Raw genomic sequence first — 26,053 nt, 5'->3', positions numbered from 1 at the left:
CCGGCGGATCCGGCGCGGGCGGCCGGGTGGAGACGCTCCCGAGCTCGCGTCGCCGTTGCAGGCGGCCGGGATTCCGGCATGGGCCGGATCCATGCCATCGCCCGCGAAATCATCAAATATTGCGAGAGGCTCGTTACGTTCATGTATCAGACATTGACCGGCTCCCCCCAGCTTACTAGGTTTCGGTCAGGACCGGTATTCGTGAAAGGAAGCCGCCGATGAGGAAGCTAACGGCAGCCGGAGTCGCGGCCGCCTTGAGCGTCGTGATGGCCGGATGCGGATCCGGGGACTCGGGCTCGGACAAAAGCACGGTGACACTCTGGATGTATCCCGTCATCGGGGACCAAGCCAAGAACCAGGCGTTCTGGAGCAAGGTCGAGAAGGATTTCGAAGCCAAGAACCCTGCGATCGACGTCAAGATCGACCAGCAGCCGTGGGACGGCCGCCAAGAGAAGATCACCACCGCGCTGGCCTCCAAGAAGGGGTTCGACCTGGTGGTGCTCGGCCCCGACCAGATCCCCCAGTACGCCCAGCAGGGCGGGCTCGAGCCCGTCGACGACGTGATCGCCGCGGACAAGGCGGCCTACCTGCCGAACGCGCTCACCGCGCTGACGGTGGACGGCAAGCTCTACGGCGTGCCGATCTACCAGACGATCACCGCGCCCATCTACAACAAGAAGCTCTTCGCCCAGGCCGGTGTCACCAAGGTGCCCGAGACGCTGGCCGAGCTGAAGGAGGCCGCGCCCAAGCTGGCCGCCAAGAAGGTGGCCATCCTCGACTACCCGGGCAAGCCCGAGGTCTCGCTCAACCAGGCCTTCTACCCGATCTTCTGGGCCAACGGCGGCTCCGTCTTCGCCCCCGACGGCAAGAGCGTCGCCTTCAACGGCCCGGAAGGCGTCGAGAGCCTGCAGCTCCTCCTCGACCTGAAGAAGGTCGGCGGCCTTCCGGAGAACACCGCGAGCAAGGGCAACGACGTCGAGGGCGGGCCGCTGGCCGGCGGCAAGACCGCGATGTACCACGCCGCCACGGCGCTCCAGGCCACCCAGCTCGGCGCCGCCATCGGCGAGGAGAACGTGGGCATCGGGCTGCCGCTGGAAGGCAAGAAGCGCATCGCGTTCGGCATCCCCGGCGGGCTGGTCCTGGCCAAGCACGCCGAGAACAAGGACGCGGCCAAAAAGCTCGCGAGCCACCTCGCCTCGCCCGAGGTGGCGGCGGGGCTGGCCAAGGAGTCCGGCTTCTTCTCGGCACGCACCGACGTGACGATCCCCGATCAGTCGGCGGCCTCCAAGGAGTTCGCCAAGTCGCTCGAGTACGCCTTCCCCGGTGACACCCACCCGAAGGCCCGCCAGGTGATGTCCATGGTCGCCTCGCACATCCAGGCGGCGCTGCTCGGCAAGGAGGACGCCAAGACCGCCCTCGACGCCGCGGCGAAGGAAGCCAACGAGCTGCTGGGCAGCGGCGGCTGACACGATTGAGGGCCTTCCCACGGGAAGGCCCTGCTTCTGGAAAGGTGTGAAACCCCCGGTGCGTCATCGCTTGCGTGACCCGATCACAGGGCTGCTGTTCGTTCTCCCGGTGCTCGTGCTCTTCCTGATCTTCCGGATCTTCCCCACGCTGGGTGCGGCGGGCATGAGCCTGACCAACTGGAACATCAGCGGAGAGTGGGACTTCGTCGGCGCGGACAACTACGGCAGGCTGTGGAACGACGCCAACTTCTGGTCCAGCCTGCGCGTCACCCTGGTCTACGCGGCGATCTTCGTCCCGATGACGGTCCTCGTCTCCCTCGGCACGGCGCTGCTGCTCAACGCCGTGGTCTTCATGCGCGGGCTGTTCCGGGGCATGCTGTTCCTGCCGTACGTGACCAGCTTCGTGTTCGCCGGTCTCATCTGGCGCTGGATCTACGAGTTCGACGGGTTGCTCAACGGCCTGCTGGCCAAGGTGGACGTCGGGCCGATCGCGTTCATGGAGCAGTCGGCGCTGGTGCTGCCCGCGCTTGCCGTGGTCTCCTGCTGGAAGGGGTTCGGCTACTCCATGCTGATCCTGCTGGCCGGGCTGAAGGCGATCCCCGGCTCCTACATGGAGGCGGCACGCGTCGATGGCGCGGGCCCCTGGCAGCGTTTCCGCAGCATCACGCTGCCGCTGCTCAAGCCCGCGCTCTTCTTCGTGCTGGTCATCGAGACGATCAGCTCGTTCCAGGTCTTCGACATCGTCTACGTGATGACCGGCGGCGGGCCCGCCAAGGCCAGCTACACGCTCATCTACGGCATCTTCGAGCGCGGCTTCCGGTTCTTCGAGTTCGGTTACGCGGCCACGTGGGGCATGGTGCTGTTCGCCATCGTGCTGGCCATCTCGCTGATCCAGCGCCGTCTGCTCGGCAGGGGGAACACATGACGCTCACGGCCACCCGCCCGGTCACCCGTGCCGCCGCCTCTGCCAAGCCCAGGCGGCCGCGCGCCAGATGGGCACTCGTCGCGCTGCTGGCGGTGATGTCGCTGCTGACTGTCGCCCCGTTCGTGGTGATGATCATCGTGGCGCTCACCCCCAAGGGCAAACCCACCGTGCCGGTGCAGTGGCCCGGCACGCTGACGTTCGACAACATCACCCAGGTGCTGTCGACGTCCGGGTTCGCGCAGTGGACGCTCAACTCGGTGATCTACTCGGTGGTCTCCGTGGTGGTCATCCTGCTCACCGCCTCGATGGCCGGATACGCCTTCGCCAAGAAGCGTTTTCCAGGCCGTGACGTCATGTTGTGGACGTTCCTGGCCACGATGATGGTGCCGTTCCAGGCGACGCTGATCCCGGTGTTCGTGCTCATCTCCGACCTCGGTGGCGTCGACACGTTCTGGGGCCTGATCGTGCCCACCCTGGCGAACTCGCAGGCCGTCTTCCTGATGCGCCAGTTCATCATGGGACTGCCCGATGAGCTGTTCGACGCGGCCAAGGTCGACGGCGCCTCCGAGCTGCGCGTCTACTGGACGATCGTGGTGCCGCTGACCAAGCCCATCCTAGCCACGCTCGGCGTGTTCGTGTTCCTGTGGCACTGGAACGACTTCCTGTGGCCGCTGGTGATCGCGCAGAGCGATGCCACACGGACGCTCACCGTGGGCCTGACCGTCCTGAAGACCGAGGAACTGCAGTGGTCGATGCTGATGTCGTCCGCCGCCATCTCGGCGGTGCCGTGCCTGCTGGTCTTCTTCCTGCTGCAGCGTTACCTGGTCAACAGCATCGCGATGACCGGACTCAAATAGGGCTCTTGGGCGGATGGGTCGGCACAAGCCCCTCCGGGACCGGTGCCGGCCGGCGTGGGCGGCGGCGGCCTTGACTGCGACTCCGTTCCCTCATTAGATTTCGGTCTGTGCCGAAATTAGTGATCGATGCTCATCGGCTGATCGGTCCCGTGCCGTTCGACGACCTGCCGGACGACCCGCGGGGGGAGATGGACCGGCTGGGCATCGAGCGGGCCTGCGTGACTCACACGCTCAGCCTCTACTCCGACCCGGGGACGGGCAACGAGGCCCTGCTGAAGCTGGACGATCCACGGCTGATCCCGGTGCCCGTGGTGGTGCCGGGAGTGCCAGGGGCATCCGTGCCCTCCGGTCCGGAGGAGGTACATGGGTGGCGCGTCCGCATGGTCAGGCTCTGCCCGGAGAGGCATCGCTTCGAGCTGACCGGGCCGATCGCAATGCGCTGGCTGGCCGCGCTCGGCCTCCCCGTCGCGATCGACTGGGAGGAGACCTCACCCGCTCAGCTCCGCACGCTGGCCGAGCGGCTGCCGGAGCAGCGGATCCTGCTGCTCAACCCCGGCTACCGCAGGCTGCGGACACTGGCCGAGCTGATGGCCGAGGCGCCGAACGTCCACGTGGAGATCGGCACCGTCAACACCCAGCGCGGTGTCGAGCGGCTGGCCGAGCAGTTCGGCGCGGACCGGCTCGTCTTCGGCACGGGCGCCCCGGTGGCTGACGACTGCGGTCCCCGGTTCCTGCTCGACCACCTCGACCTGACGCGGGAGGAGATCGACCTGATCGCCGCCGGAGCCTTGGAGAAGTTGCTGTGATCCTCGACGCGCACGGCCATCTCGGCCCATGGCCGGACTTCCTCATTCCCGACAAGTCGGCCGAGGGCATGATCGAGCTGATGGACCGCCTCGGCATCGACGCGATGGGTATCAGTCATCTCCTCGGCGTCGGCCCGGCCGCCGAGGAAGGCAACCGGCAGGCGTTCGCCGCAGCTGAGCGGCATCCGGGACGGTTCGGCGTCTGGCAGGTCTACAACCCCCACCAGCGCAACCCGCTCACCGGCCAGGAGGTCTGGGGCGTCAAGATCCACCCGGATGTGCACCGGTGCCGCCTCGACGACCGCCGCTACGACCCCGTATGGGAGCTCGGCCTGCCCGTGCTGGCCCATGGCCAGACCGACTCGCCGTGGAGCGACCCCGCCCAGTTCGTCACCGTGGCCGAGCGGTACCCCCGCGTGCCGCTGCTTCTCGGACACACCGGGCTCTGGCCGTACGGCTTCGCCCGCGCCGCCGGCCTCATCGGCGAGCACCCGAGCCTCTACCTGGAGATCTGCGGCTCCCGGATGACCGGCCGCTGGATCGCCCGGCTGGCCGCCATGGTCGGCGCCGATCGGGTGGTCTATGGCTCCGACTCCTGCTTCCTCGACCTGCGTGTCGGCTGGGGCCGGGTCGCGCTCGCGCCGCTCGGCGCCGCCGACCGCGCCCTCATCCAGGGCGGGAACCTGGCCCGGCTGCTGGGCGCCCGCCTCCGTCCGAACGATCCACCGAAGGGACCCCCATGACGCTGGCCATCCACGGCGGCCCGCCGGTCCGCTCGACGCCCTGGCCCCCCTGGCCGCCGCCGATCGACCCAGCGCAGCGCAAGCTCGTCACCGAAGTCCTGGACAGCGGCCTGTGGGGGGCCACCCAGGGCGGGCCCGTCGTCGCGGACCTGACCGCCGCGTTCGCGAGCCTGTCCGGGGTCGAGTACGGCGTGGCCGCCGGCAACGCCACGCTCGGCCTGTTCGCCGCGCTCCGCGGCCTGGGCGTCAGGCCGGGAGACGAAGTGATCGTGCCCGCCTACACCTTCGTCGCATCCGCCACCGCCGTCCTGCTGGCCGGAGCCGTTCCGGTCATCGTCGACGTGGACCCGGCCGACCTGCACCTGTCCGCGCCGGCCGTCGAGGCCGCGGTCACCGGGCGCACGGCAGCGATCATGCCGGTGCACCTCGCGGGCAGCCCCGCGGACATGGACGCGCTGAACGCCGTGGCCGTGAAGCATGGTCTGGTGGTGGTCGAGGACGCCGCGCAGGCGCACGGCGCCACCTACCGCGGCCGCCCGATCGGCGGTCTCGGCGACGTCGGTGTGTACAGCTTCCAGGCCGGCAAGGCGATGACGGCGGGGGAAGGCGGCATGATCGTCTGCCGCGACCGGGCCGCCTACGAGGCAATCTGGTCGGTCTGCAACGTGGGCCGCGAGCTCGGCGGCCAGTGGTACGGCCACCCGAACGTCGGCTGGAACCTGCGCCTGACGGAGATCCAGGCCGCGCTGCTGCTGCCCTGGCTGGACCGCCTCGACGAGGAGCTCGACCGCAGGAATTCCTTCTGCGCCGCCGTCGAGCGCGAGCTGGCCGCGATCTCGACGCCCGACGGCCAGGACGGCGCGACGCGGCCGGTCTCCGTGGTCCCGCGGCCGGATGGCACCACCCGCGACTCGCGCCACCTCCTCATGCTCCGCGTTCACGTGCCCTTCGACCGGGACTTCCTGATCGCCGCCATGGCCGCGGAAGGGGTGCCGCTGGATGCCGGGTACCCGCCGCTCGGCACGATGACCGCGCTGACCGGCGCGGGCGCGCGCGCCGAGCCCTGCCCGGCCGCGGCGGAGGCCGCGCGAGACGTGGTCTGGGTACGCCAGTCGATGCTCATGGACGACCCGGCCAACGCCGCCCAGATAGCCGAGGCGCTCGCCAAGGTGATGGCCGGGTAAGCCCGGTCGCCTGCCTCTCGGCCCGGCTCGGCACGATCAGGTCGTCGCTGATGTGCCCTCGGCCGCCTCCGACGTGGCGCCGGTCAGCAGGCCCACCAGCTCTGTCCCGCTGGTCTCCGCGGCACGCCGGCCGGCGATCGCCGTGCCCTGCCTCATCACCCAAATGTGGTCAGCCAGCGCCATGATCTCTTCGAAATTATGGCTAACGAAGATCACGGTGATGCTCTGGGCCTTGAGCCGGCGGATGAGCTGATGGACCTCGGCGCTCTCGTTGACGCCGAGGGCCGCCGTCGGCTCGTCGAGGATGATCACTTTGGCGCCCCAGGCCACCGCCCGGCAGATGGCGACCGCCTGGCGCTGGCCACCGGACATCCATCGGATCAGCCCGTCGACCTCGATCCGGTCGGCGGCGCCGATCTGCGCGAGCATCTCGCGCGCCTGCCGCTTCATCGCCCGCCGGTCGAGCAGCTTCAAGCCCGGCAGCCCGCGTTGCGGTTCGCGGCTGAGAAACAGGTTCTCTGTCACGGTGAGCTCATCGAGCAGCGCGAGATCGCCGTCGCGGAACCGTCCGGCCATCGCGTGCGCGACGTGGACGGCCAGCGCCGACTTGCCGAGGCCGCCTGGCCCGTCGACCACGGCCACGCCCGCGTTCAGCACCGCCTCCCGCAGCCAGCCCACCTCCTCGTGCCGGGCGGTGAACGACCGGGTGTCGGTAGGCAGCTCGGCGGGGACGATCGTGGCGGACTGCGCCGGAGTGGTGAGCTCGAGCACGGGATCCCTCGTGAGGATGGCGTGCTGCAGCCGGCGCAGCCGCGCGCCCGGCTCGACGCCGAGCTCCTCCACCAGGACGGTTCGGCCCTTCTGATAGACCGCGAGCGCTTCGGACGACCGGGCCGCCCGGTAGAGCGCCAGCATCAGCTGCGCGCGCGATCTCTCCCTCAGCGGATGGGCCTGGACGTGCGGGGCGAGGTCTGTCACCGCCGCGTGGTGGTCCCCCGCGGCCAGCCGCAGGTCGATGTGGTCCTCGAAGACGGCCAGGCGCTCCTCCTCCAGGCGTCTGGACTCGATCTGCGCCCACGGGTCGATCAGCTCAGCCAGGGCCGGCCCCCGCCACAGGGCCAGCGCCCGCCGGAACAGCGCGTCGGCGGTGCCCGGCCCGCCCCGCTCGCGGGCCATTCGCGCCTGGCGGGCCAGCAGCGTGAAGTTGTGCGCGTCGACCTGATCGCGGGGCACGTCCAGCACGTAACCGCCGGGCACGGTCGCGATGGACTCGGGTGTGAGCACGTCACGCAGCTTCGACACCACGATGTGGAGTTGCTTGCCGGCCGTGGCGGTCGAGGTCTGCCCCCAGACGTCGGTGACGAGATGACGCGCGGTGACGGGCTGGCCGGCGTCCAGCGCCAGCCGTGTCAGTACGGCGACGCGGCGACGGCCCGCCAGCCGTACCGGTTGCCCGCCCGCCTTGATCTCCCAGGGCCCGAGGAACCCGATCTCCAGTGACATCAGGGAAGAAGTGTACGAAGGAGCCGGTATATCGCCGGTATGTCCTAGAAGTGCTTGATCGGTCCCGGGGGCGGCGGGACGTCCTGGGCCAGGATCCGCTCCAGCTCCTCCTCGGTGAGGAGGTGGACGTCGCGCAGGGTCCGTGCCGACCGGTGCCAGCATGCCCGGGCTTCGGCGAGCCGTCCCAGGTCGTTCAGGGTATCGCCGAGCCCCCACAGGGAGATGGCTTCCACCGCGCGGTGGCCGGCTGCGCGCTGGAGTTCGACGGCCCTCCGGTAGAGGGTCTCGGCTTCGGCGTACCTGCCCGCGCGCCGGTAGGCGTCGGCCAGCGTGTCGCACGTCGCGCCCTCGCCCTGGGGATTGTCGAAGTCCGACCAGATCTCCAGGCTCTTGCGGCCGGCGTCGATCGCCTCGTCCAAGCGGCCCATCCTGATCAGCACCGACGCCCGGCCGTTGAGCATGATCGCCTCGTAGTCGCGCAGGCCGCTCTCCTGGGTCGCCGCGATCGCCTTGACCTGGGTGGCCAGCGCTTCGTCGAAGCGCCCCAGCCTGCCGTACGTCGTGCCGAGGTTGTGCAGCGGCCCCGCGGCCCGGGAGGGCGTGCCCGCCCGTTCCCAGCACAGGACGGCCTGCTCGAGGTGGGCGACTGCAGACTCCAGGCTGCCCCTGTTCTTGTGGATGCAGCCCAGGTAGTTGTGCCCGCGAGCCTGCCCCGCCCAGTCGCCCGCACGGGTGGCGATGTCCAGCGCACGACGCTGGATCTCGATCAGATCGCCGAGCCAGCCTCGATGGCTGAACGGCACGTTGACACAGGCGGCCAAGCCGGTGACGGTCTCGAGATCGTCGGCCTGCCGCACCGCGACGATGAGGTTGTCGCGCTCGGCTTCGGTCCAGGCGATGGCCTCCTGAGGGGTGTTCAGGCGCAGGCCAGGCAGGTCAGCGTGGAGGTCGGCCACGATGGCCTGGGAGGGATTGAGCAGGAGGCTGGCCGTCCTGGCCGTGGCGAGATAGTGGTGCAGCGCCCGGTGCGTGGCGGCGCGGCGCTCAGGTTCGGGAATGTCGCGGGCGGCCTGCTCTCGTGCGTACAGGCGGACCAGGTCATGCATCCGATAGCGGTCTGGACCGGCCGGCTCCAGCAGGCGGGCCGCCAGCAAGTGGTCGAGCACCGCCTCCACGGCGTACGCCGGCCGGTCGGCCAGGGCGGCGGCCGCCGCCGGCGTGTGCTCGGGCGTGTCCAGCAGGCCGAGGAGTGCGAACATCTCGGTCGCCTCCTGGCCCGTCGGTTCCTCGCGCAGGTGGTGCAGGCTGGCGGCCAGGCTGACGCGCACGGCCAGGTCGGCGTGCTCGAGCGTGTCGAGGCGGCGCGTGGCGTCGGCGAGTCGGTCGGCGAGGTAGGACAGCGTCCAGTGAGGGCGGGCGGCCAGGCGCGCCGCCGCGATGTGCAGGGCCAGCGGCAGGCCACCGCACAGCCGGACGATCCGCGCGGCGGCTTCGGGCTCGGCGTGCACCTGGGCGGGACCGGCCATCCGCGCCAGCAGCGTGGTGGAGTCGGCGGGGTCGAGCTCGGCCAGGTGCAGGTGGTTCACGCCGTCGAGCGAGGTGAGCGCCTGCCGGCTGGTGATGATCACCACGCAGTCCGCCCCGGCGGGCAGGAGCGGGCGGACCTGGCGGGCGTCCAGCGCGTTGTCGAGGATGATCAGCAGGCTGCGCCCGGCGGTGAGCGAGCGGTAGCGCGCCGCGGCCTCGTCCCTCACGGTGGGTACGGCGGAGCCGTCCAGTCCCAGCGAGCGCAGCAACCGGCCCAGCGCGTCCAGCGGCTCCAGCGGCTCCAGACCGGCTGTGGCACCGCGCAGGTCGACGTAGAGGACCCCGTCGGTGAAGCGGTGGGCCACGGAGTGGGCGGCATGCACGGCCAGCGCCGACTTGCCGATCCCGCCCGGCCCGTCGATCGCCACGATCGTCGGCGCGCCCGGCGAGGTCTCGGTGAGTGCCTTGCCGAGCCAGGTCAGCTCGAGGTGGCGTGCGGTGAAAACCCCCAAGGCGGGCAGCTCGGCCGGAGCGGGAACCACGCCCGGCGCAGCCTGCTGGAGCGGGGAGGGGAGGTCGAGGACCGGGTCTGCGGCCAGCACCGCCTGCTGCAGGCGCCGCAGCGTGGCGCCCGGCTCGATGCCGAGCTCCTCGACCATGACGCGGCGGGCGTCCTGGTAGGCCGCCAAGGCTTCAGACGGCCGCGATGCCCGATACAGCGCCAGCATCAGCTGCGCCCATGGACGCTCCCGCAGAGGGTGCACCTCGACGTGTGCGGTCAGCTCGGGAACCACGGCGTGGTGGTCGCCCAGAGCCAGCCGCAGGTCGGTGTCGTCCTCGAAGGCGGACAGCCGCTCCTCCTCCAGGCGCGCCGCCTCGATCCGCGCCCAATCCCCTTGCATTTCGGCCAGGGCGTCGCCCCGCCACAGACCCAGGGACCGGCGGAACAGCGCGTGCGCGGCGGCGGTGTCACCACGTGCCCGTGCCGCGCGGGCGTCGCGTACCAGGCGGGCGAACCGGTGCGCGTCGACGTGCTCAACCGGCAGGTCCAGGCGATAGCCGCCGGGCACGGTCACGATGATCTCGCCGGCCAGGTGCGTCGCGAGGGCCTCGCGGAGCTTCGACACCACGATGTGCAGTTGTTTGGCCGCCGTCGCCACCCGGCTCTCGCCCCACACGTCGGCCAGCAGCTGCTCGGCCGTGACCGGCTGGCCGGCGCTCAGCGCCAGCCGGGCCAGCAGGCTGATCCGCCGGCTGCCGGCCAGCGGCAGCGGCGCGCCGTCCGCGGAGGCCTCCCACGGGCCCAAGATCCTGATGTCCAGTCCCATGAGCGGAGCGCTTCCCCTCCGTCCGTCGACACGTACAGGGTCATCTGGTTCTGTGGCATTGATCCTAGAGTGCTGGCACGTCCTTCCCGTGAGAGTCCGCTTGACGGTCATCGTCGTGGTGCGCGAATCAGAGGGGGTGGCAGTCAGCTCTTAGTGGCTCGGCGGGAGGACGTGGACACGGTCGCTGCCACTCTCTCGTCCTTTCCCTGTCTGGATGCGGCGAGCTGATTGTCCTACGTGACTGATCCGCGACAGCAGAACCGTCAATCGCGGCCGATCAGTGAGTCGAGCGGTTTGGCGTCACGACGGGCTTGACCACGTCACGCGAGCCGCGACGAAGCTTCGCCCGTCGAAGAGCACCTCGCCGCCCAGTTCTTCGGCGAGCTGTGCGCTGGTCAGATAGCGCTTGTAGATGCGGTGTCGAGAGCCGTTGTTCAGCATCCGCTCCACCCATTGCTCTGGCTCGACTCCGGGACGGAGGGCAGTATCGATGACAACCAGTTCACCGGCCACGCGCCGCGCCTCGGAGAGAAAGACCGTCCGCTCGTCGAGTGGCAGGTGGCCGTAGAAGTGGCCCGTCAGCACGCGGTCGAATGCTCCGTCGGCAAACGGGAGCTTCAGTGCGTCACCAACGATGGCCACGCCTGCGGGCAGTCGTGATTGGGCTACAGCAACCATCGCAGGGCTCCGGTCCAGCCCGACGGTGACCCCATGAAGGTGACGCGTCAAAAAACCGGTGCCACAGGCGACGTCGAGAGTTCGCGCCGTTGGTAGCCCGCCTACCAGGTCCACCAGGCGCGAAACCTCCAGGTGCCATGCGGGTGGGTTGAGCGACGCGAAGCGACCTTGCGCCAGGTACCACTCGTCGTACTCCTTGGCGCGTTGCTCGTAATAGGCGGCGGTCGCAACATCGCGAGCGAACGCGGGGGCCCGATCCGACACGACCCAAGTGTGACCCATGGAAACCTACAAGAACAATTCCGGCATGCTCTGCCCCGGGTTGGGTGGAGCCGGATTACTGGATTCTTGTGCCATCCGGACGGACGCCCCATAGACGCCGGTGGATACATGAAGCCTCTGGCTCTGAAGGTGATCTCTAGGCAAGACCGCTTCTACCAGAGGCTTTACGCTTTGCTGATCATCGGTTGTGTGGCCTCAAGCCGCTCGGCTGGAAAGCGGCGAAATGGTCACCCGTTAATGATCGGAAGTGGCTGTCGACACCGGGCCCCGCTGCGCGCCTAGTGTCGAGCCATGACGAGTGTTTCCTCTGACTACACGCACGTGCGCAAGCGGCTCTCGGCGGGCGAAGGCCTCGAGCTGCCCGGCGTTCGCTTCAAGTGGTACGACCTCCACCGGGAGGACCGCGAGATCGGCGAGGAAGTACATAAGGAGGCACGCGAGTTCCTCCGGGCAGAGATCAGCGGGATCACTCCCACGGGCGACTTCGGCTTCGTCATCCTGCACCGCGTCGGCGGCGCGTATCTCCTGCTCGTATGCACGTGGCTGAACGACAACGAGTTGTGGGAGACGGCCTATCTCAAGGATGCGGCGGGGTTCGAGCTCATCCCGTTCGGAGAAACAGCCAAGGGGACCTATTGCGTGTGGGAGATGGGCGCCATCCTGCACGAGCAGCAGGCCTGGATCCGCTACCTGTTCTCCCCTCGCGACGCCGAGGCCGGACGTGTCTACCTCGCCGACCGGCACCCCGGCGGCCTGATCTGACGCTCGGCGTAGCCGCTTCGGCATCGACGTGGTCGCCTACCGTTCGCCTGACCAGTGCGGCCTGATCAAGCTGTCTGGAATCGTCGTCCCGCCCAGAGCCGGCAAGCCCTGGCGAGAGAAGCTGAATACCGGCGGTGAACGGCGTCGGTGTGCTGGGTGCGGGAGAACCGCACGCCCAGTTCGATGCGGCGGGAGCGGAAACGGAGTGACCTGATCACGGACATCAGGGAGAGCACAGCCGACCGGAAACCGGCGGAAGACAGGCCCTGGGCCCTACCGTCAACCGTGATCACCACCGCGCCAGCTCCCGACCTATCCGGATTTCCTGTACGCCAACTACTCACACCCGGTTCTGTAACCGTCGGTGGTGACCACGCTGTGTCGTCAGGCGGGTTGCGTGCCGGCCGCGATCGTTTGGAGGAGCTGGGCGATTTCCCCGACAGCGTCCTCGGGGGGTGGTGTAGCCGGTTTCGTCGCGGATTTCGGAGAGATGGTCCCGTACGCTCTCTATGGACAGGTCCGGCTGATAGAAGCCCTTGGTTCTGCCGATGAAGTACCGCGCGACGTGCCCGGCGCCCGCCGTGTAGATCTCGCCGGTGACGGGGCAGTCCTCGTGGGCCAGGAACGCCACGACGGGAGAGGCCAGCGCGGGGTCGAGCTTGCCTGCGAGGGCGTTCATCATGGTCGGGGCGGCGAGGTCGAGTGTGCCGCCGGACTCGTCGCCTTCGGCCCTGGCGTGGGTGAGCATCCGGGTCAGCGCGAGTGGGGCGATGGCATTGACTTTGATGCCAGCGTGGTGTCGTGGATCCCAAACTCCCGGGCCACCTCGACCACGATGCGATCGCCCTCCAACACCATGCGGACGGCCTCGTCCTTGAACTCCTGACTGAACCTTCTCTGGCTACGCTTCGGCACTCTCTAACCCTTCCAGACAGTTTCGGCCCCTAACAGGCTGTCTGTCCGAAACCCTTGAGGCACCCCCGGCCGTACCGGACGGCGCGAGCGACCACACGCCTGACAGCGGGTTCGATTCATCGGGCATACGTTCATGATCCCAGTTCTGCTGCGAAGTCCCAGGCCAACGCACCGTCACGCGGATCATGCAGTTGCGATCCTCGACGGCTCCGGAAGATCAGCGATGGCGCTGCGCTCCTGGATTAGGCGCTGACCCAGCTTCCACCCGTCGCGGCCCCCAGAGCGCCAGCGTTACACCTGGGCAGGCAGCCGATGGTTTACAGCTCGTGACCGATCGGACCGAGAAATGGCTTCCTACCAGCGGCGCAAGCGCGTCTCGCCACCATGTAGTCCATGATCATTGAACGTATATGGCACGGCGACTGGCGGAAATGATCCACAGTGATTTTGGCTGCGTCTATCCCATGTGTGGTGTGCCCCGCGTCACGGAGCAAACCGCACTCGTGTTACTCGAGCGGGTAGCCGATCTCTTGGAGGTCGGCATGGACGTTGCGCAGGCCGATCTCCGGGTTAAGCGCTCTGACGACCTCTTCTGTTAGCGGCCGGAGCGCGAAGATGTGGGCGACCGGCTCCACCGGCACGGGCGGCTCCTCCTCGTCAGTGGCCGCCCATGCCACGTAAGCTGCCGGTGAACGATCGATGAGCAGGTCGAACATCTGGTCCGAGCCGTCCCTCTCGTAGGTGGCGCGCCCAGTGCGCCAGCGGTCGTCCGATGTGGTGCGCCACAGGCAGCAGGTGATGAGCGGGACGTCCTCGAGTGTGAACGCCACCTCGTCGAGCTGCGGTCTGAACACCTCGGGAACGTCGTCGACCACGCCCGGCCAGGGGCGAAGGTCATCGCTGGCGAACGGCGAAACGGGCGACTCGTGGTCAAAACCGCGGATGTAAACGCCAGCAGGGCAGAACACGATGGAATAGTCGTCGCCCGCACCGCTGCGCCACGAGGCCATCTCCTCCCCCGGCGCCCAGCGGGAGTCGAAAGAGTACTCGCGGTACTCCCACTCCGGGATACGTATGGCATCCACCATGGCAAGAGCGCGGCAGTGGTCGCGCAGGACCTCGACGGGAGGGAGGGCGGCGGCCACCTCGTGCACATTCTTCATGCGGAGATGTGTACCGCACGGCACTGACACTGCAAGCGGGGTCGTGCACGGTGGAGAGGTGTTTGGGCTGGTGGGGCGCCCGGGATTCGAACCCGGAACCTACGGATTAAAAGTGGATGTTGCCTTCGTCTGCGGCATGCGTCGTGACCTGCGGGGGAGCACCGGCGTGATCAAGCGCTCCCCCTCCCGTTCCGCGTATGTTCCGGATCTTGTGGGAGGAGCATGGTGCGGTTAGGTGTCGCAGTAGAGCGGTGCGATCAGGTCAGTTCCAGCAGGTGAGTGGTGGGACTGTAGTCGATCTTCCAGTCCGCGTATACGCCTAGGCTTCCGTCCCTCAGGCAGCGCAAGCCAATGCTGACCCAACGCACTTCACCGTCACCGCGGAAGGCGAACCCGACTGCTACAGCGAACTTCTCGCCTCCACATGGGCAAGCACATTCGCCGAGGTCAGCCTCATCCACGTAGTCGGCACTGTCGGCAATATAAGAGGCGTCCCCGCAGGCGACACAGATACGTTGTACGCAACCTTCACCGTCATCGGCCATGACGTTGAAGTGCTTGCCAGCGCATCGGGCGCACACTGCCTCACTCACTTGCTGGACGGCGTAGCCACCCGGCTGGTACTCGCGGAGAAGGTCGGCGAGATCCTCGAAGTCCTCACCCCGCCAGAGATCGCCCGACGTGTCGATCGCCATGGCACACGAGTGTATGGCCGTAGGGTACGGCTTTACAGCGGGCTGACGTTCCTTACCGCATCAGGCCTCTGACCTCGTCATTGGTCTGGTCCCGGGCTGATGCCGCACAGTGCTGTCACGACGGCTCGGGCATGGCCAAGTTGGTTGGTGGCGGCCAGCGATGCCCGGCGTCATGCAGCTCGCTCAAAGCGGTGAGGTCGTTCGTGACCAGCACCTGCGCCAGTCGCGCTGCTGCCGCTACCACAGCCGGCCAACCGGGCGATTCCAAATACGCCTCGTCCCTGGCGGTGGCGCCCACCGACTCCTGTACTTCGGAGTAGGCAGCGCCGAGGTCGGCCATCAACGAGACCTCCTCATCTGTGCGCAGGCTCGTTCCCAACCAGAACTGTGGAGCACGTGCATCGCAGAAATCGTCGAAGAGGACGTGCACCACATAGTCGAGATCTTCGAACTGATCGGGGTTCAGCCACACCTCACGTTGCCAAGACGGGCTCGCAAGGGCGACGACCGCGGGAACAACATGCAGGCGGTACTGAGGAAACTCGATGCCGTGATCGATCACCCGTCGAGGGTACTTAGCAGTTGATCGCCAGGGCATCACCAGCTTGGAGGATTTCGGCGACATCTGCCTTGCGCGCTGCGCCGCAGGTCAAAGCATGTAGTGGTCCGTCCGTAAGGGACTACTACTCCCTGCGGTCCACTGTCTTTACGGCCAGGCCACGGGCATGAGCTGGACTGCTGACGGTTTTACAGCGCGTGACCATTTCCGCTACGGCATAGGGTCTGAGCTGCGGTGTTGGGGTGTCACACCGTTCCCGACACCATGATCATTGCACGCATATTGCACGGCATCTCAAGCCCACATCCCGTCGTCTAGCCGCCTTCACCGCAGACGAACACCTCTTCGAATTGCGGATCATAGACAACCAGGCCATGAAGCGTCGCCAACTCCATGATCTTTTCAAGCACGGGAGTGCTCCGGTCCGAGTGACTCAGGTGCATGATGACATGGTCGATGCCAACGGATAAGGGCATCGACATCCACGGACTCTCGGGTCCGTAAGGCGGGTCGTCGGGGAAATGCGCGCGCAACTCTTCGTAGAAGGCGACGATTCGCTCATCGAGTTCCCCTTCCAGATGGCGTCGTGCAGAATTACAACGATCGAACATCTGACGAGCCGTCTCGGCATCGACAGGACCGCTCATGCCGAGGACGGCGAGGTCGTAGCTCATGGACCATCATCACATTCTTGATCGCTGCGCATATCGGCATCCCGAAGCGACTGGCGTTGCAGCGGACGGCTGTGCTCAGTCGTCTCCCATGGGACCGTCGGCATGAGTGCCAAAGCGTGACAGGCCAGCACTCTCAAGCGCCGCCATGTGGGATGCCTCTGCAACCCCTCGGCGCTCCATGAACCGCCCCGGGCCTTCGTCTGTCAGTTCACCGGTGAGCCGGTCGATCCCGTCGAGATGTCTCGACAAATCGTCGCTGATCCACCCGGACTCCCGGGACATCCACGACACCCCGTACGCATGATCGAAATCAAGGGCCAGTTCGTCAGGGTGCATGACAGATCCGCGCCAGGCGATCTGATCGGCGGCAGGCCAGGCCAGATGCTCAAGAGCGTCACGCAGGAGCCTCCATGCTCCCCTGAGCATCACCTCGTCCTCACTGGGCTGCGCCATGGGTTCATTCTGTCGCGCGACGCGCCGACCCCGTCGGACTGATCATCCCGGAGCCGGAGCGCCCCGCCGGAGGCCTCAGACTGGGCATTGATCGTCTGAAGATCCGCGCCCTAGAGTCCACTCATGGTCAATCCGCGCACCGCAACGGTTCCGCCGAGCGCTTCCGGATCTCGATCTCTGGTTCCAGCGATTGTGGGCGTGGCCGTAGTCTCTGGTGTCCTCTGGGCGATGGACGTCTTCGCATGGATGGCAGTGTCCGTCCTGGAGAACAAAGCATGCGGTCTCGACCCACTGACGGAGTACGAGACCAGGGAATGTGCTCCTGTCAGCGCATTGGGCAGCGTCCTCTTCTATGCATGGATCTTGGCGCCGATCGCATGCGTCCTGCTGGGTGCGATGATCTCGTTCATTCCGCGACGGCGGCGGGGCGCTCGCTTGGTAGCGCTTTGGCTCGTACCGCTCTGGCCGCTGTCGATCGCGGTAGGAGCGGCGCTGGCCTATGAGCTCTATTGGCCGTTGTCCGAGTGACCGTTACTGACGTGGCCCGAGTAGCGGGCGCAGTTATCCCGGAGCCGGAGCGCCCCCGCCGAAGGCTGCTTTAACCAGAGCCTTCGCGCGAGGGAAAGGCGTCTGTAGGACTTGGTGGTCCAGCGTTCATGCCATACGACGGCTGCTGAGCCACCAAGCCGGGCTTGTCAGTACTCGCTGACTTTGCCCTGGCTGAAGCCCTGCTGCCCAGCGAACACCAGCTCATGGCCGAATTCGCGATGGCGCGCCCGACTGTCGTCAAGGCGCTCAGTGTCCTGCGCGATCAGGGCTGGATCGTGACCCATCAGGGCAAGGGGCGGTTCGTGCGCGGTCGCCCCGCGATCCCCACGGGGCAGCAGGTGAGGGCTGGGCGGGAACTCCTTGATCGGAAAGAGGTCCAGGTTTCCAGTCGGCTGCTCTCGGCTGAGGAGGTGCCGGCCCCGAACAGGATCGCCTCCTATCTGGGGATCAAGCCCAAGGCGCCGGTTGTACTGCGGCGTTTCCTGGTCGAGCATGACAACGAGCCGACCGAGATCTCCTCAACCTGGCTGCCGGTTTCCACGGCCCAAGGTACGGCGCTTGCTGGATCGGAAGAGTTGAAGCAGGGCGTTCGCCGGTACGTCGAGGCTGCGACTCGCACCGCGCTCGATCACATCGTTGAGCACATCACCGCGCGCAATCCCACCAAGGAGGAGTGCGCCCCTGCTCGACGTCAAGAGCTCGGCTGCGCTGTTGACCGTCTACGCCGTCGGCTGCGACGCGACGGGCAAGCCCTGGGTCGTGGTCGAATCCGTGCTTCCCGGGGACCGTCACGAGCTTGAGGACGCTTACCCCATTCGTTAGAGCTCGGCGTACAGTTTTTGATCGACGGGCCTGCGGAACTCATCCGGCTCTGCTGGGCCGAATCGTAGGATCCATTTCATGCCGATCCCCCGAGCGGTTGCCGTGGTCGTCGACGGTATCCGAGTCCTGGTCATCAAACGGTTCCTCCGGCGCAGCCCCGGCGTGACCTGCGTCATGTGCGACGCCGGAGGCTGGCGGGGGTCGGCGTGTCCCGGGCACCACTACGCGGTTCTTCCTGGGGGCCATGTGGAGAATGGCGAGTCGTCAGAGAGTGCGGCAGTTCGTGAACTCCGTGAGGAGACGACTCTCACCGGGAAGATCGATCGGTTGCTCTTCGCCAGCTCACACAATGGCCGGCCTGCCTTCTACTTCCTCATGCGTGATGTCATCGGCGTCCCGTCGCTCTCCGGCGAGGAGGCTGTGGAGCACGGGCCGGACAACAGCTTCGAGCTCAAATGGGTGACGGCCGCCGAGTTCGAGCAGCTGAACCTGTATCCCGTTGATGTGCGCGGGCCGCTCGCGGAACTGCTTGGCCGTTGCCCTCCTGCGCCGAGCTAAGTGGTCTTCGCTGGAAGTCCTTCGGGGTTACGCGGCTGGGGCGAGTGCGGCAGGCTGATGGGAGTTGTGCTCTTTCTGTTTCGTGTCGCTCGATCCGGGCCAGCAGGTCCTCGAGGTCGGCCGGGTGAACTTCCATCGGAAGGGCCGAGCGGTCGCGTTGTAACGCCGCCCGAAGGCGATACCGAACTCTTCCCTTGACGCTCCAGTCCCACCGGGCACAGGCTCACCGTGACAGGGCAACATTGGGCAACTCCACCAGTAGGGAGAGGCACATGCGGCTAGAGTTCGTGGGCGTAGACCCGAACAACGCCACCGACGACTGTCCGGCAGTGTTCGTAGATCCGGAGACGGGCAACTTCTATTTCCAGGGCGACCTGGTGACAGATCCTGACATCCTCGCGTGGATCAACTCCGACAGCAGGATCAAGGACACCGAGGCGGTTGTGATGCTTCCGGCCGCCATGGCGGAAATCATCATGGAGGCGGTCAGTGGGAGCTACGAACGCGGAAAGCGCCGGTTCGCCGAAGGGCAGCACCCCCGGCCCGATGAAGATATTCGGACCCATCGAGAAAAAGCCGACGTTCGCTGAGCTGCTCGCAGACTGCACCACGTCAGCCGTACACCTGGAGATCCACGACGCTCACATGACGTCAGATCCAGGGTTCATCGCGTTCAAGGCCGGGCGAGACTTCATCAACCACGCCCAGGCGCATGCATGGGTCGATGTCGTAGCGCCCGCTGTCGCGCGAGGCGTAGCCGTCCGGCGGGCTCGCATCGTCTCGGAGCCTGTGAGCGACTACACCAGGTACATGCACGCGGTTGCGCCCGCGTTCCAACTGGCAGCCGGAGAACAACTGCGCTGGCTGCCCCGGCATCTGTCGTCAGCGCTTGCCCTGCCGGGCAACCCCTACTGGGTGTTCGATAACCGCCTGGTCAGGTTCTCGGTGTTCGACGGTGCCGGGGAAGTGGTGGGGCACCAGTTCAGCGACGATCCCCGCGTGGTCGAGCTGTGTGCGACAGCGTTCGAGGCGGTATGGAATCTCGCCATCCCGCACGACGAATACCGGCTGTGAGCTGCCCCGTGTCGAGTAACCGCGCCGACTCTGCACACTGGTAGCCGTGCCGTCGTCGTCCTCTTCCAGCGCCCAGCAGGCCAGACAGGCGCTTGCCGGTCAGCTCCGCGAGATCCGTGAGGATGCGGGGCTGACTGGTGATGAGCTGGCCGAGGCTGCCGGATGGCACGGGCGATCCAAGGTGTCCAAGATCGAGAGTGGAGCACGCCCGATCTCGGCTGAAGACCTGCGGGCTTGGTGCCGTGCCTGCGGAGTGTCGCCAGAGCGTACGAACGAGCTGCTTGCCGCGCGTCGCGAGGCAGCCGGGATGTGGACCGATTCCCGCCGGATCAACCGCGCCGGGCTGCGCGCCGCCCAAAAGGGCGTGCGCCCGATCTTCGATCGAGCTACATCCGTACGCACGTATCAGCCGAGAATGATCCCCGGGTTACTCCAGACAGCGGACTATGCGACGGCAGTTCTCACGGCCGTACAGCAGCGTCACAATGTCCAGGCCGACGACGTGGCGGCGGCCGTCCAAGAGCGCCTAGCGAGGCAAGCGATTCTCCGGCAGCCGGGACGCACCTTCGCGTTCCTGCTTGAGGAGGCAGCTCTCAGGTATCAGCTGTATGGCCGGGAAATTCTCCAGGCGCAGCTAGCCCACCTTGAAGACGTCACACGCCTGCCGTCTGTATCGCTCGGGATCGTCCCCTTGGGTGCGCCAAGAGCCCATTCGCCACATGCTGCACCCGTTGAAGGGTTCACCATGTTCGATGACGAGATGGTCAGCGTTGAACTGGTGTCCGGCCATCTTCAGCTAACGCAAAAGTGGGAGATCGCCCTCTATGTGGAACGCTTCGCGGCCCTGGCGAATATCGCGGTCTACGGTGCCCAGGCACGGCGACTGATCGCCGCCGCCAAGGGGGCTGACTGATTAGGGGCAACAATGGGCAACATCATTGCCCCTGGAAAACGTCCACTTCTAGCGTCGAACCATGGCGCCCACACACACCACAGGATCGGGTGGCATCCTGCTCCGCCAGCCAATTACCGGGGAGGAAGCCGCCACGCACCACGCGGCCCTTGATCAGGTTCTTGGGCATCTGAAAGCGGCAGGCATCAACGCCCAACTGATCCAGCGGCGTGCCGACCGGTGCGCAATCACGATCGCCGTAACCCGTGAGCCCCTTTGGCATCCTCCGGAACTCATCATCTACGCGAACGCCGGTTGGCGGATCGCCACCGTGACCATTGGAGCCTGCTCAGGTAGCTACATGGTCGAGCTGGCGCGCGTCGGCACGGACGACGAACTGCGAAGGGACCGGATCGAGGTCGTACCGCCGACTATGCCTAGCCGTGTTGCCCGCCTGGTTGCGCAGAACGCGGGAGCAGCAGCATGAGCACCGCCGCCGAGCGGCGTACGGCTGACGAGCGGCAGAAGGCAGACGAGCTGCGGGAGACGTACTGCCGGACTTGGGAAATCTGCACGGACATGGCGATCGGCGTAGCCGCATGGCGGCACACGTACCTCACGCCCGCCCAGCTTGGCCGCCACAAGCTCAACGTGATGTGCGCGGGCGACCTTGACGAACTGGCCAAGAGACTTGCCGACCAGGAGGCAGCGCAATGAGCACCGACACGGGTCGCAAGCGGCCCGTGATCCTGCCCGAGATCGTATGGGTCCGCCGCTCCCGCGATACCGAATACGGCATGATGGGGAACATTAAAGCGTTCTCAATTTGGCTTTCGGGGAACAGCTATCGCTTGAACCCCCGTCTACCCGACCGTACGGGCGTGGCCATCGCTTCCGAAGAGTTCAAGTCGCCTGAGAAGGCGCGGGAGCGAGCGGAGGCGATACGGGAGGAATGGCGGAAGGATCTCGCTACACCCTACGAAGGGCAGTTCAAGCAGGTGTCATAGACGCCCCCGGCTAGTGAGCTTGCCGCCGCTCAGCCGGGGTGCCAACGCTCCCGACCAGACAGCAGACGAATCCCCGCACAATCGGTTTCCTGCCTGACGGATCCGTGGCCCCCACCACGCATCCCCGCCTCTGGTCGGGGGCCCTTGGTCAACGCCGTTCCGAATGACGGCCCACTGCTCCTCAATGCGAGTGCGTCGCAGCGCGGTTGCTTTAACTTGACGAGATCAAGGGCGAGTTGGCGATGACGATGATAACGATCAGGAAGACAGCGCCAAGGGCAAGACCTTTCAGGCGCTGTGTTTGTTGATGAGTAGTTTTGGCGGTGGCGAGGGCTGCAATGGATACACCAAGAAATGGCGATAGGAGGGAGACATAGAATAAGAGGGGCACAGGCGCGATCATAATGGGGATCCAGACGCCTGCGTAGGGCCGATCCTCCTGGAAGGTGCCCGTGTGGAGGCGTGAGCGTGACTACGCGGGCCGGTGCCCGCGTACGTCTCCAATTTCACGTACCTACCTGCGAGGGTAACGTGCAGATGAGACAGGGCCCCCGACTCGCTAGCTGGGGGCCTTGTCCTGCCGGACGCTAGGCCGCTACCTCAGGAGCCTGGAAGAGCGCCTCAGGGGTGCCCTTGGCCCGGCTCCTGCGGGGAGCCTTGGCCTTGGCCGCAGTGACCTCCTGGGGAACGCTGGCGACGTCTTGGTGCGCACCTGCGCCCCGTGATGCCCATCGCGGTACCCTCCCCACCTGATCGTCCCGTCGCCATCGTCCCACCCGGCAGGGAAGCGGGCCAAGGGCCAGGGGTGAAGGTGGAGCTCCCCGCTGGAAGAACGACCTTCGCCCCTGGCCCTTGGTCTGCATGGGCCTGTCCTGGGGCGATGGCGACGGGACGATCAGGCTTCCACGTCAACCTGTGACGACCGCGCGTTGGCCGCGATCATCTCGGAGCCTGAGGCCCCCGCCGGAGGCAGGGAGGGCATCGCGTCGGGAACTGGCCGGCAGCCGATCGTCGGGTGAGGGTGGAGCCGGAGTGCTGCAGCATCCTTGACCTATTAGCCACGGCGGTCAAAGAATGGCGATCGTGATGACCTCCCAGCGCCCGATCTGGACCTCCCGACGTGCCCTGGTGAGAGCGGTCGTTGTCATTCTCTTGCTGGGCATCGCATTGGGCGCGGTTGCCTGGTTGGGACTGGCGATGCTATGGGATGCGGTGTTTGGTGAAGGGCCGGTATTCCTGCCCAGCTAACCGTGAAGATTTCGGCACACGATCTCTGGACTTGCTGCGGTACAGGTCAACGCGGCAGTCATCCTGACTGTGCTTCCCCGTGACTCCCCCTCATTCACTGCCCTGACGGGCACGCAACGGGCACGCGCCCCCACTGGCGACGGATTTAGAGGGCGTCGCGCTCATGCCCGCACTCGCGCGTCGGCCTGCGGCGTGACTCCTCTGCGTTCGCTGTAGCGCTGATCATTTCACGGATATTGCCCGGCGAGTCGATCACGCTGTGAGGCGCCAGTGCGGCGCCCGATAATAGGGACATGAGGCTCCCGGCGGAACTGCGTGACTACCTGGCCACGCTTCGTGGGGACCTGCTGCGTGGGCGGCTTGTCGGCTCTGCCGCAGATGCCGGATGGGTTGCCTGTGACCTGATCGGAACCGGAGTTGACACGCCGACCACGCTTGAGCTGGCTGGACACGCTCTTTCCATCGGCTCCATGTCGGAGATCGAGCCCCTGATCCGTCAGGTACTGTCCGAGTGCGGCATGCCCCCCATAGATACTCAACAAGAGCCCTGGGCCGTCGCTCGTGATATCTCGCTGGCCATGAGGGACGGCACGCTACCCATCTCCCCCGGTGCCGACTTCCTGATCGCTCAGCTCGCGGCGAAGTGCGGTTATCCGCCAGAGATTACCCAGCTCATGATCCTCATCGATGACTGGGAAGCCATACAAATCACGCCCCCAACCGATGACGAGCTCCGTGCTCACGCTGGAAAGATCGCGGAAGTTGCGGAGATGCGCAGCACGCACATGCCTCCACTTGCCTGATCGTCCCGCCGCCGTCCGGGGCCGGCCCCCAGGCCGCATGCCCGGACCGCGGGCGGGCGGGCGGAGGGCCGGGTTGCGGCGGCGCGCCGCGTCGCCGCCCAAGAGGCGTGGCCGACTACATCGAGGTTCATGTAACCGCTGGTGATCGGGCGAGGCGGCGAGGATCTGCCGGGTTGTGGTGGAGCGGCGCTTGGCTGCTTGTGCTCAGGTGGTCGGGCCGATCACATCGACCTACTGGTGGGAGGGCAAGGTCGAAGAGGCTGAGGAGTGGTTGGTGTTGCTCAAGACCACCGCTGATGTCTTCGAGGATCTGGCCGCGAGTGTGCGGGAGGCGCACTCGTACGATGTGCCGGAGATCATCGCTGTTCCGGTACGAGCGGGAAGCGCCGACTATCTGGCGTGGGTTACGCGGGTGACTGGCCCAGGCTTCGATGTGCCGAGTTGATGGCCGGCCAGGAGTTCCCGGGCTGAGGGGTCTCGCTTGCCGGTGAGCGCGTTCTTCACTCCGGCGAGTTGCTGGAAGGCCTAGCGGGATTCGGTGCGTTGGGCGGTTTCCAGGGCCAGGCGTCCGCTTGGCGATGCCTTGGTTCAGGTCGCCGATGCGGAGCTGGGCGGCGGCGATCTTCTTGTGGTCGGTCTCGTGGGACAGGGCGTTGAGGGCTGCTTGGCCTTCGTCGATGACGCGTTGTTCGTCCCCGGGACATCTCGGGGTCCTTCGCCGTTGTGAGCGGCCGGTCGAGGGCCAGGAACTCGTAGTACTAGTACTCGCTCACGCTCTCACCCGGCCCAGCGGCGGAACGCGTGGATCCATTCGGCTCCGGCCGGTGGCGGGTCGGGCAGTGGCAGGTCGAGGATGCCGATCGCTTGCTTGTGCTTGCCATGGCGGCAGATCGCCACGATGCCACTACCCACCAGGAAGTCGATCGCGGTGACAGTGACCTGCAGGCCGAGCACGGTCGTCTCGAACGGCATCGTCAGGAGGGCGGCGAGTCACAGCAGCACACGATACTCCCGTAGGGAACCTCTGTGATCACCCTCGGGCAAGGGATTGCTTGACCGTCAGGGCTGTGCGGGGGCGATGTCGGTGTGCGGGAAATCTTCGCCTTTGAAGAGCAGGGGCTGGTCGAGGTCTTTGGCGAGAGCGTAGGCGAAGCAGTCGCCCATGTTGAGCTTGGCCTTGGAATTGTTGCCCTTGCCGTAGATCTGGTACGCCCGGCGCGCGATCCTGGCCTGATTGGGTGTTACAGGCTCGATGATGAGGCCCATCTCGTTGACGAGTGTGTCGAAGGCGTTGCGCATGGCCTCACCGCGGTTGTCCGCCACGATGGCCGCTTCGACGTAGTTGACAGCCGAGATACGACACACGGCTGCGGCGATGGCGTGGGCGAATTGGGTGGCCTCGGGCTCACCGTTGATGACAGCGATGATGGCGCTGGAATCGATGATCACGCGGGAAGGCCGGTGTCTGGGTCGTACAGGTCTTCAATGGAGAGCCGGTCCTGACCCAGGTGGGTTCGCATGCCGGCGGCGATGCTCAGGATGCGTTCGGCTCTGCCAGCGGCCTCGGATCGGCGTTCCAGCGCTTCCAGACGGCGTTCGAGCACTTGAGCGGCGTGCTGAGTTTCTTCGGCCAACCGGATGACCCGGCGCGCGAGGTCATGAATGGGTTCGTGTTCGAGGTCCACGCTCACCGTCGCTCGACTCCTTCGGTCGCGTCACCTGAGTTGCCCTTTCAGCGTAGCCGGTAGCCAAGCCTGACTCGCTTCAACGAGTGGCATCCGTCCGCGTCACGACGTTTTGTCGAACCGGGTCACGGGTTCTTCTCAGACATGATGCCGACGGCGGCATACAGGCTTCCCAGATCTCGGGACGGAGCCTGCCGCGGTCGGCGACCGGGAATCCTTGTTCACGAGCCCACGCGCGCACCCGCGATACGGTCGGCTGCTGGTCGCTTGGCCGTGCGATCTCTGCTGGCGTCCTTGGTGGGGAAGGGCGCGGGGGAGCGTCGGTGGTCGGTGCGCCCATCTGAGCCGGATGCTGTGGTGGTGAAGCCGAGGCGGGTGAGGGTGCGGCGCCGCTTGCCGTACATGCGTTCCAACTGTGGGACTTGTGCGTCCAGATAGTCATGCACCTCGACGTCGTGCTTGGCGGCGGCTTCTCGCATGATCCGGCCAACGTGCTGGATCACCTTGCCTTTGAACGAGATCGGCATCGCGAGGAACAGGGCGTCCAGCCGGGGCAGGTCGAACCCCTCACCTGCGACCTTGTCGATGGCCAGTAGCACCAGTGGTCCTGCCTCGGTATCGGTCAGGCGGGTGCGGACGTGGTCGCGTTCGGCGGCGCTGAGCTGCCCGTGCAGGAGCGTCGCGGCCACGCCCCGGTCTTCCAGGGCAGCGGCCAGGCATTGGAGGTGTTCCATGCGATTGGTCAAGAGCGGGCTGTTCCTGCCCCGGCTCGCCGCGTCCGCGACGTCGGCGGCGATCTGGGCGGTCCGGGTCTCGTCTGCGGCCAGTTCGCCGTAGATCGCTTGGAAGGAGGCGCCGTCGTTTCCGATCTCCTCGGTGCTGAAGTCGGTCACGT

General features: G+C 66.5%; 34 protein-coding genes. 19 read left to right on the top strand and 15 right to left on the bottom strand.

Annotated features, from left to right (window positions below; all coding sequences use genetic code 11):
• The first annotated feature begins 218 nt into the window (after positions 1–218).
• The 6 genes from EJK15_RS10205 (at position 219) to EJK15_RS10180 (ending at position 5,981) form a co-directional block, all read left to right on the top strand.
• Complete coding sequence (locus EJK15_RS10205; protein WP_138710136.1) at positions 219–1,466, top strand: ABC transporter substrate-binding protein; 1,248 nt, start codon at positions 219–221, stop codon at positions 1,464–1,466.
• A gap of 58 nt (positions 1,467–1,524) precedes the next feature.
• Positions 1,525–2,391, top strand: a complete 867-nt coding sequence (locus EJK15_RS10200; RefSeq protein ID WP_138710135.1) for a carbohydrate ABC transporter permease — start codon at positions 1,525–1,527, stop codon at positions 2,389–2,391.
• Positions 2,388–3,248, top strand: coding sequence for a carbohydrate ABC transporter permease (locus EJK15_RS10195; RefSeq protein WP_138710134.1), 861 nt, complete (start codon positions 2,388–2,390; stop codon positions 3,246–3,248). Before EJK15_RS10200 ends, EJK15_RS10195 begins: the two co-directional genes overlap by 4 nt.
• A gap of 107 nt (positions 3,249–3,355) precedes the next feature.
• On the top strand, positions 3,356–4,054 hold the full coding sequence (locus EJK15_RS10190; RefSeq protein ID WP_138710133.1) for an amidohydrolase family protein: 699 nt from the start codon (positions 3,356–3,358) through the stop codon (positions 4,052–4,054).
• Positions 4,051–4,797, top strand: a complete 747-nt coding sequence (locus tag EJK15_RS10185; RefSeq protein ID WP_138710132.1) for an amidohydrolase family protein — start codon at positions 4,051–4,053, stop codon at positions 4,795–4,797. The genes EJK15_RS10190 and EJK15_RS10185 overlap by 4 nt, the downstream gene beginning before the upstream one ends.
• A complete protein-coding gene (locus EJK15_RS10180) occupies positions 4,794–5,981 on the top strand; it encodes a DegT/DnrJ/EryC1/StrS family aminotransferase (RefSeq protein WP_138710131.1) in 1,188 nt (395 codons plus the stop codon). The genes EJK15_RS10185 and EJK15_RS10180 overlap by 4 nt, the downstream gene beginning before the upstream one ends.
• A 36-nt stretch (positions 5,982–6,017) precedes the next feature.
• On the opposite strand, the gene EJK15_RS10175 is transcribed toward EJK15_RS10180, so the two are convergent.
• The 3 genes from EJK15_RS10175 to EJK15_RS10165 all read right to left on the bottom strand — a co-directional run bounded on the left by EJK15_RS10175 (position 6,018) and on the right by EJK15_RS10165 (position 11,281).
• Positions 6,018–7,484, bottom strand: a complete 1,467-nt coding sequence (locus EJK15_RS10175; RefSeq protein ID WP_171074211.1) for a BTAD domain-containing putative transcriptional regulator — start codon at positions 7,482–7,484, stop codon at positions 6,018–6,020.
• Between the two features lie 44 nt (positions 7,485–7,528).
• The gene (locus EJK15_RS10170; protein ID WP_171074210.1) at positions 7,529–10,339 is read right to left on the bottom strand and encodes an AfsR/SARP family transcriptional regulator; all 2,811 of its coding nucleotides are present in this window, start codon (positions 10,337–10,339) and stop codon (positions 7,529–7,531) included.
• Between the two features lie 300 nt (positions 10,340–10,639).
• The gene (locus EJK15_RS10165; RefSeq protein ID WP_206060758.1) at positions 10,640–11,281 is read right to left on the bottom strand and encodes a class I SAM-dependent methyltransferase; all 642 of its coding nucleotides are present in this window, start codon (positions 11,279–11,281) and stop codon (positions 10,640–10,642) included.
• Between the two features lie 309 nt (positions 11,282–11,590).
• Between EJK15_RS10165 and EJK15_RS10160 the strand changes: the two genes are divergently transcribed.
• Complete coding sequence (locus EJK15_RS10160) at positions 11,591–12,061, top strand: hypothetical protein (RefSeq protein ID WP_138710127.1); 471 nt, start codon at positions 11,591–11,593, stop codon at positions 12,059–12,061.
• 340 nt (positions 12,062–12,401) lie between these two features.
• On the opposite strand, the gene EJK15_RS10150 is transcribed toward EJK15_RS10160, so the two are convergent.
• From EJK15_RS10150 to EJK15_RS10120, 7 genes are all read right to left on the bottom strand, one after another.
• On the bottom strand, positions 12,402–12,809 hold the full coding sequence (locus tag EJK15_RS10150; protein WP_138710125.1) for a Rossmann-fold NAD(P)-binding domain-containing protein: 408 nt from the start codon (positions 12,807–12,809) through the stop codon (positions 12,402–12,404).
• A 5-nt stretch (positions 12,810–12,814) separates the two neighbouring features.
• Positions 12,815–12,976, bottom strand: coding sequence for a transposase (locus EJK15_RS77475; protein WP_138710124.1), 162 nt, complete (start codon positions 12,974–12,976; stop codon positions 12,815–12,817).
• A 506-nt stretch (positions 12,977–13,482) separates the two neighbouring features.
• Complete coding sequence (locus EJK15_RS10140) at positions 13,483–14,139, bottom strand: hypothetical protein (protein ID WP_138710123.1); 657 nt, start codon at positions 14,137–14,139, stop codon at positions 13,483–13,485.
• Between the two features lie 257 nt (positions 14,140–14,396).
• Complete coding sequence (locus EJK15_RS10135; protein ID WP_138710122.1) at positions 14,397–14,834, bottom strand: hypothetical protein; 438 nt, start codon at positions 14,832–14,834, stop codon at positions 14,397–14,399.
• A 115-nt stretch (positions 14,835–14,949) separates the two neighbouring features.
• Positions 14,950–15,396 carry an SCO4402 family protein gene (locus EJK15_RS10130; protein ID WP_138710121.1) on the bottom strand — a complete coding sequence of 149 codons (447 nt, stop codon included), beginning with the start codon at positions 15,394–15,396 and terminating at the stop codon, positions 14,950–14,952.
• A 311-nt stretch (positions 15,397–15,707) separates the two neighbouring features.
• On the bottom strand, positions 15,708–16,067 hold the full coding sequence (locus EJK15_RS10125) for a hypothetical protein (RefSeq protein WP_206060757.1): 360 nt from the start codon (positions 16,065–16,067) through the stop codon (positions 15,708–15,710).
• 75 nt (positions 16,068–16,142) lie between these two features.
• On the bottom strand, positions 16,143–16,520 hold the full coding sequence (locus EJK15_RS10120) for a hypothetical protein (protein ID WP_138710120.1): 378 nt from the start codon (positions 16,518–16,520) through the stop codon (positions 16,143–16,145).
• Between the two features lie 228 nt (positions 16,521–16,748).
• Between EJK15_RS10120 and EJK15_RS10115 the strand changes: the two genes are divergently transcribed.
• The 12 genes from EJK15_RS10115 (at position 16,749) to cutA (ending at position 23,918) form a co-directional block, all read left to right on the top strand.
• Positions 16,749–17,048 (top strand): hypothetical protein, encoded by a 300-nt coding sequence (locus EJK15_RS10115; RefSeq protein WP_138710119.1) that lies wholly within the window; start codon positions 16,749–16,751, stop codon positions 17,046–17,048.
• A gap of 164 nt (positions 17,049–17,212) precedes the next feature.
• A complete protein-coding gene (locus tag EJK15_RS10110) occupies positions 17,213–17,869 on the top strand; it encodes a GntR family transcriptional regulator (protein ID WP_138710118.1) in 657 nt (218 codons plus the stop codon).
• A gap of 100 nt (positions 17,870–17,969) precedes the next feature.
• On the top strand, positions 17,970–18,449 hold the full coding sequence (locus EJK15_RS10105) for an NUDIX hydrolase (RefSeq protein ID WP_138710117.1): 480 nt from the start codon (positions 17,970–17,972) through the stop codon (positions 18,447–18,449).
• Between the two features lie 272 nt (positions 18,450–18,721).
• Entirely contained in the window at positions 18,722–19,039 is a 318-nt protein-coding gene (locus tag EJK15_RS10100; RefSeq protein WP_206060756.1) for an RNA-binding protein, read from the top strand.
• Positions 18,996–19,523 (top strand): DUF6879 family protein, encoded by a 528-nt coding sequence (locus EJK15_RS77130; RefSeq protein ID WP_138710116.1) that lies wholly within the window; start codon positions 18,996–18,998, stop codon positions 19,521–19,523. Before EJK15_RS10100 ends, EJK15_RS77130 begins: the two co-directional genes overlap by 44 nt.
• A 46-nt stretch (positions 19,524–19,569) precedes the next feature.
• Positions 19,570–20,436, top strand: coding sequence for a helix-turn-helix domain-containing protein (locus EJK15_RS10090; protein ID WP_138710115.1), 867 nt, complete (start codon positions 19,570–19,572; stop codon positions 20,434–20,436).
• A gap of 61 nt (positions 20,437–20,497) precedes the next feature.
• Positions 20,498–20,902, top strand: coding sequence for a hypothetical protein (locus EJK15_RS10085; protein ID WP_138710114.1), 405 nt, complete (start codon positions 20,498–20,500; stop codon positions 20,900–20,902).
• Positions 20,899–21,132, top strand: a complete 234-nt coding sequence (locus tag EJK15_RS10080; RefSeq protein WP_138710113.1) for a hypothetical protein — start codon at positions 20,899–20,901, stop codon at positions 21,130–21,132. Before EJK15_RS10085 ends, EJK15_RS10080 begins: the two co-directional genes overlap by 4 nt.
• Positions 21,129–21,422 carry a hypothetical protein gene (locus tag EJK15_RS10075; RefSeq protein WP_138710112.1) on the top strand — a complete coding sequence of 98 codons (294 nt, stop codon included), beginning with the start codon at positions 21,129–21,131 and terminating at the stop codon, positions 21,420–21,422. The genes EJK15_RS10080 and EJK15_RS10075 overlap by 4 nt, the downstream gene beginning before the upstream one ends.
• A gap of 1,074 nt (positions 21,423–22,496) precedes the next feature.
• Positions 22,497–22,670 carry a hypothetical protein gene (locus EJK15_RS70390; protein ID WP_171074209.1) on the top strand — a complete coding sequence of 58 codons (174 nt, stop codon included), beginning with the start codon at positions 22,497–22,499 and terminating at the stop codon, positions 22,668–22,670.
• Between the two features lie 293 nt (positions 22,671–22,963).
• Positions 22,964–23,473, top strand: a complete 510-nt coding sequence (locus tag EJK15_RS10070; protein WP_138710111.1) for a hypothetical protein — start codon at positions 22,964–22,966, stop codon at positions 23,471–23,473.
• Between the two features lie 175 nt (positions 23,474–23,648).
• Positions 23,649–23,918 (top strand): divalent-cation tolerance protein CutA, encoded by a 270-nt coding sequence (gene cutA, locus EJK15_RS10065; RefSeq protein WP_338089857.1) that lies wholly within the window; start codon positions 23,649–23,651, stop codon positions 23,916–23,918.
• 332 nt (positions 23,919–24,250) lie between these two features.
• Here the strand turns inward: cutA and EJK15_RS10060 are convergent, their stop codons facing one another.
• The 5 genes from EJK15_RS10060 to EJK15_RS72680 all read right to left on the bottom strand — a co-directional run bounded on the left by EJK15_RS10060 (position 24,251) and on the right by EJK15_RS72680 (position 26,051).
• On the bottom strand, positions 24,251–24,445 hold the full coding sequence (locus tag EJK15_RS10060; RefSeq protein WP_206060755.1) for a hypothetical protein: 195 nt from the start codon (positions 24,443–24,445) through the stop codon (positions 24,251–24,253).
• 87 nt (positions 24,446–24,532) lie between these two features.
• On the bottom strand, positions 24,533–24,922 hold the full coding sequence (locus EJK15_RS10055) for a type II toxin-antitoxin system VapC family toxin (RefSeq protein ID WP_138710109.1): 390 nt from the start codon (positions 24,920–24,922) through the stop codon (positions 24,533–24,535).
• Entirely contained in the window at positions 24,919–25,164 is a 246-nt protein-coding gene (locus tag EJK15_RS10050; RefSeq protein WP_138710108.1) for a hypothetical protein, read from the bottom strand. Before EJK15_RS10050 ends, EJK15_RS10055 begins: the two co-directional genes overlap by 4 nt.
• Positions 25,165–25,237: 73 nt before the next feature.
• Positions 25,238–25,498 carry an Lsr2 family DNA-binding protein gene (locus tag EJK15_RS77470; RefSeq protein WP_206060754.1) on the bottom strand — a complete coding sequence of 87 codons (261 nt, stop codon included), beginning with the start codon at positions 25,496–25,498 and terminating at the stop codon, positions 25,238–25,240.
• The gene (locus EJK15_RS72680; RefSeq protein WP_138710107.1) at positions 25,380–26,051 is read right to left on the bottom strand and encodes a DEAD/DEAH box helicase; all 672 of its coding nucleotides are present in this window, start codon (positions 26,049–26,051) and stop codon (positions 25,380–25,382) included. The genes EJK15_RS77470 and EJK15_RS72680 overlap by 119 nt, the downstream gene beginning before the upstream one ends.
• Positions 26,052–26,053 lie beyond the last annotated feature (2 nt).

Source organism: Nonomuraea basaltis, assembly GCF_005893125.1.
GTDB lineage: Bacteria > Actinomycetota > Actinomycetes > Streptosporangiales > Streptosporangiaceae > Nonomuraea > Nonomuraea basaltis.
The sequence above is the reverse complement of the archived record's forward strand: the minus strand, read 5'-3'. Positions and strand labels throughout refer to the sequence as shown.